The 5017-nt window shown below is 72.7% G+C and carries 5 protein-coding genes; 4 read left to right on the top strand and 1 reads right to left on the bottom strand.

Annotation, left to right across the window (positions count from 1 at the left end):
* Positions 1-873: ABC transporter permease (locus AB0J52_RS26970; RefSeq protein WP_500185115.1), on the top strand; the 873-nt coding region annotated here is incomplete at its 5' end.
* A 53-nt stretch (positions 874-926) separates the two neighbouring features.
* Here the strand turns inward: AB0J52_RS26970 and AB0J52_RS26975 are convergent.
* Positions 927-2075, bottom strand: a complete 1149-nt coding sequence (locus AB0J52_RS26975) for an alpha/beta hydrolase (RefSeq protein WP_500185117.1) — start codon at positions 2073-2075, stop codon at positions 927-929.
* A 227-nt stretch (positions 2076-2302) separates the two neighbouring features.
* Here AB0J52_RS26975 and AB0J52_RS26980 point away from each other — a divergent pair, with 227 nt between their 5' ends.
* The 3 genes from AB0J52_RS26980 to AB0J52_RS26990 all read left to right on the top strand — a co-directional run.
* Positions 2303-2839: a (2Fe-2S)-binding protein gene (locus AB0J52_RS26980; protein WP_500185118.1), complete on the top strand. Its 537-nt coding sequence runs from the start codon at positions 2303-2305 to the stop codon at positions 2837-2839.
* Positions 2836-3780, top strand: coding sequence for an FAD binding domain-containing protein (locus tag AB0J52_RS26985; protein ID WP_500185120.1), 945 nt, complete (start codon positions 2836-2838; stop codon positions 3778-3780). Before AB0J52_RS26980 ends, AB0J52_RS26985 begins: the two co-directional genes overlap by 4 nt.
* On the top strand, positions 3777-5017 hold a 1241-nt coding region (locus AB0J52_RS26990; RefSeq protein ID WP_500185121.1), incomplete at its 3' end, for a xanthine dehydrogenase family protein molybdopterin-binding subunit. The genes AB0J52_RS26985 and AB0J52_RS26990, both read left to right, overlap by 4 nt.

Here is a 5017-nt window from a genome sequence, read left to right on the forward strand (position 1 = left end):
GTCGGCCCCACCGACGCCCGGACGCCCACCCCGCCGCCGCCCCGGCAGAGCAAGTTCGCCCAGCTCTCCACGCTCTGCCGGCGCTACCTCTCGGTGATCACCTCCGACCGGTCCTACCTGGTCCTGCTGGGCCTGATGCCGCTGATCATGGGCGGGCTGATCGCCGCGATCCCCGCGCCGAAGGGGCTCACCGGGCCGCCCGGCAGCAACGCCGACGCCGCGTCCAAGCTGATGGTGCTGATCTTCGCGTCCTGCTTCGTCGGCACCGGCAACGCCGTCCGCGAGCTGGTGAAGGAACGCACGATCTACCGCAGGGAACGCGCCGCCGGACTGTCCGCGGGCGTCTACCTCACCTCCAAGCTCCTCGTCCTCGGGCTCATCACGACCCTCCAGGCCGTGGTGCTCGTCGGCATCGGCCTGGTCGGCGTGAAGCTGCCCCCGTCCGGGGTCTTCACCTCCCCGTTCCTGGAACTGGTCCTCGCGACCGGCCTGCTCGGCCTGGTCTCGATGACGCTCGGCCTGCTGGTCTCGGCGTCGGTGAACAGCTCCGAGAAGACGCTGCCGCTGCTGATCGTGCTGTCGATGGCGCAGCTCGTGCTGTGCGGCGCGCTGGTCCGCCTGTCCGGCAAGCCGGGACTCGAACAGGTCGCGTGGCTCGCCCCGTCCCGCTGGGGCCTGGCCGCCACGGCCGCCACCGTCGACCTCGGCCACATCATCCCCTCGTCCCTGAAACCCGACCGGATCTGGCTGCCCGACCTGAACACCTGGGCCCTGGACATGGGCGTGCTGGCCGGCCTCGGCGTCATCTTCACCGCCCTCGCCTGGTGGCAGCTGGAACGCCTCCGCCCCAAGCGCCGCCGCGGCCGCCTCTGACCTTCCAGGGCGAGTGACGACCGCGACGGCGGAGGTTCGGAGCCGGTGCCGAGTTATCCCCAGGGGTTGATCGCGCCGGAGCCGGTGTCCGAAGGTTCGGCGGTGGTGGTGTAAGTGCCGTTGATGATGGCCAGCATGTTCTTGGTGCCGTGGTCGTTCAGGGCCTTGTTCGCGTCGTCGTCGGCCCAGTAGCCGGTGTGCTCGTCCTGGCCGCAGTCGAGTTGGACGGCGCGGAAGCGGGTGCCGTCCGGGAAAGGCCCCACGAGGCGGCCTCCGGCGAACCCGTCGAGGCCTCCGGTGCAGGCCCAGGCCTGGTTGGCGATCCGGAGGTCCGCGGCGGTGGCGGCGTCGCCGGTGCCTTCGGAGCCGAGGAAGACCGCGTCGTCCACCGGGGAGGCGGGGCCCGCGGGCAGGGTGCCGGAGGTGAGGGCGTCTCCGACGATCACGGTGCCGTAGCTGTGGCCGATCAGGGTCAGGTGCGCCCGGTTCTGGCGAATCTTCTTCAGGCCGTTGAGGAAGTCGGCCAGCGGCCCGGCGGCCGCCTTGGCGTCGCTGCCGTCGGTGTCGTACCAGGGGTCCTGCGGGGCGTCGTGGCCGAGCCAGACGATCGCGGCGGTGTCGTTGCCGGTGGCGGCGGAGGCGGCGGCGAACATGTCCGCGTGGGCGATGTCGTCCTTGAACCCGGCTCCCAGGCGGGCCTTGATGCCGGGGACGCTGACGACGACGTTCTTGGCGGTCTCGGGGTTGCCGATGGCGACGATCGCGCGGCCGAGCCGCCGCTTCCGGCCGTCGATGCCCAGCAGGTAAGCGCCGGGCTGCTTGCCGAGGCGGTCCTTGACCACCTGGAGGCCGTTGCAGAGGATCCGGGCGGTGTTCTTGTCCCCTTCGTGCCACAGCCCCTCGTCGGGGGCGGGGCAGGGGTCGTTGACGCTGTTGATGCCGCCGGTGCTGGTGTCGATCAGCGTCTGCTTCTGGGTGGTGAGGTCGGCGTCCAGGACGGCCCGGGCGCACCTGTCGCGGTCGGCGATCGACAGCGTGTTGTAGCCGTCCAGGTCCGCCGGGCACGGCGCATCGGCCGGAGCGAGGCGCGTGTCCGCGTGGGCGGGCTGGACGAGGACGAGGGTTCCGCCGGCGAGGGTCGCGGTGATCGCGAGGGCGATCAGCAGGACCGTCCGGCGCAGGACGGTTGTCGGATGTGGCATCGCTGGCCCTTTCAATGTTTGGCCGGGAGTGACGGGAACGGCCCCGAGATGAGGTCCGAACCGCCCGGCGCAACCTGTGTAAAGCCGCGGATATCCACTCACCAGCATTCGTGGACAACCGGGGCCGCCGGTTGTCCACGCCACCGGCCGCCGGGTTGTCCACACCTCTGGGGACCGAGCCGATCATGGGTCGAGTGGGGGGGACGCAACGCGGGTAGGTTCCGAGCATGTCGGAAAAAGCCCAGGTCAGCCTGGTGGTGAACGGGCGGCCTCAGCAGGTCGCCGTGGACACCCGGACGTCCGTGCTCGACCTGCTGCGCGAACGGCTGGGCGTGACCGGGCCGAAGAAGGGGTGCGACCACGGCCAGTGCGGGGCCTGCACCGTTCTGCTGGACGGCCGCCGGGTGAACGCCTGCCTCGTGCTCGCCGTCGCCGCGGACGGGTCGCGGGTCACCACCGTGGAGGGGCTCGCGGGCGACGGCCCGGCGGACGCGCCCCCAGGCGAGGACGGCCTCTCGGCGCTCCAGAGCGCGTTCGTCGAATGCGACGCCCTCCAGTGCGGGTACTGCACGCCCGGCCAGCTCTGCTCGGCGGCCGGGATGCTGGAGGAGGTCAAGGCGGGCTGGCCCAGCGCCGCCATGGACGACGTCGCCGCCGTCCCGGAGCTGACCGGCGCGGAGATCCGGGAGCGCATGAGCGGCAACCTGTGCCGGTGCGGCGCCTACGTCAACATCGTCGAGGCCGTCCGGAGGGCCGCCGGATGAGGCCGTTCACGTACGCGCGGGCCGCCACCGCGGACGACGCCGTAGCGCAGCACACCGACGGCTCCGCCTACCTCGGCGGCGGGACGAACCTGGTGGACCTCATGCGCCTGGGCGTCGCGCTGCCGTCCCGCCTGGTGGACGTCGCGCACCTGCCCCACGGCGAGATCGAGGCCGGCGAGGACGGGCTGGTCATCGGCGCGACCGTCCGGAACTCCGACCTCGCGGCGCATCCGGCCGTCCGGGAGCGGGCCCCGGTGCTGGCGCGGGCCGTGCTGTCGGGCGCGTCCGGCCAGATCCGGAACATGGCGACGGTGGGCGGCAACCTGCTGCAGAACACCCGCTGCTCCTACTTCCAGGACGTCACGCGCGCCTGCAACCGGCGCGAACCCGGGACGGGCTGCCCGGCGCGCGAGGGGGAGCACCACAACCTCGCCATCATCGGCCACACGCCGGACTGCGTCGCGACGCACCCGTCCGACATGGCCGTGGCGCTCGCCGCGCTGGACGCGACCGTCGGCATCCACGGACGGGGCGAGACCAGCCTCGACGACCTGTACGGAACCGATCCGACGCGCAACTCGGCGCTGGCCCCCGGCGACCTGATCACGCACGTCCGCGTCCCTTACCTGGACATGCCGGGCACCTACCGGAAGGTGCGGGAGCGCGCGACGTTCGCGTTCGCGCTGGTGTCGATCGCCGCCGCGCTGGACGTCGCCGACGGTGTCGTCCGCGACTGCCGCATCGCGCTCGGCGGCGTCGCCGCGAAGCCGTGGCGGGCCCGGCGGGCCGAGGCGGCTTTGCGCGGCGCGCCCGCCACGGAGGAGGAGTTCACCCGCGCCGCAGACGCCGAACTGTCCCGGGCCAAGCCGCTGCGCGACAACGGTTACAAGGTCCCGCTCGCCCGCAACCTGATCGTCCGCACCCTCGGAGAGCTGTCGTGAGCCGCCTCGAAGCGCGGGACAAGGTGACCGGCGCCGCTCGCTACGCCTACGAGTACCAGGTCGAGGACGTCGCGTACGCCGCGGCCGTGCTCTCCACCATCGCCTGCGGCGAGGTCGAGGCGGTGCACGCGGACGAGGTGCTCGCGATGCCGGGCGTCCTGGCCGTGCTGTCCTGCGAGAACGCGCCGCGCCTCCGGAACGACCCGGACGACGGCGAGCTGAACGTCTTCCAGAGCCGCCGGGTCTCCTACCGCGGGCAGCTCGTCGCCGCGGTGGTCGCCGAGACGTCCGAGACGGCGCAGGAGGCCGCTCGCCTGCTGCGCGTCACCTACCGCGACCGGCGCGATCCCGACCTGGAGCTGAAGCCGCCGAGCGAGACCTACGAACAGGACCCCTACGGCGACCCGGTGGAGATCGGCGACCCGGACGCCGCGTTCACGAGCGCGCCCGTCCTGGTGGACGCGACCTACCGCACCCCCGCCGAGCACAACAACCCGATGGAGCCGCACACCACGCTCGCCGTCTGGGACGGCGACGACCGCCTGACCGTGTACGACTCCAACCAGGGGCCGACCCGCGTCCGCACCGCCCTCGCCGGCCTGCTCGACCTGGACGAGCGGAACGTGCGCGTCGTGTCCCCGCACGTCGGCGGCGGCTTCGGCTCGAAGGGGACCCCGCGCCCGAACGTGGTGCTCGCCGCGATGGCCGCCCGCGCCGCCGGACGGCCCGTCCGGCTCGCGGTGAACCGCCGCCAGATGTTCGCGATCACCGGCTACCGCACGCCGACCATCCAGCGGGTCCGGCTCGGCGCGGACACCGACGGCCGCCTCACCGTCCTCGCGCACGAGTCGAACGAGCAGGCGTCCACCGTCCGGAGCTTCACCGAGGAGTGCGTCAACCCGTCCAAGGTCATGTACCAGGCGCCGAACCGCCGCCTGGCCGGACGGCTCCTCACCCTGGACGTGCCCAGCCCGTCCTGGATGCGCGGCCCCGGCGAGACCCCCGGCATGTTCGCCCTCGAATGCGCCATGGACGAGCTCGCCAAGGCCCTCGGTCTCGACCCGATCGAACTGCGCATCCGCAACGAGCCGGAGAACGACCCCACCAGCGGAGATCCCTTCAGCTCGCGCAACCTCGTCGCCTGCCTGCGCGAGGGGGCCCGCCGCTTCGGCTGGGCCCCCGACCGCAAGGGCCTGGGCGTGGCCGCCGCCACCTACCCGGCCTCCCGCGGAGGCAG

The organism is Spirillospora sp. NPDC049652 (genome assembly GCF_040675125.1).
In the GTDB taxonomy this organism is placed as follows: Bacteria; Actinomycetota; Actinomycetes; order Streptosporangiales; family Streptosporangiaceae; genus Spirillospora.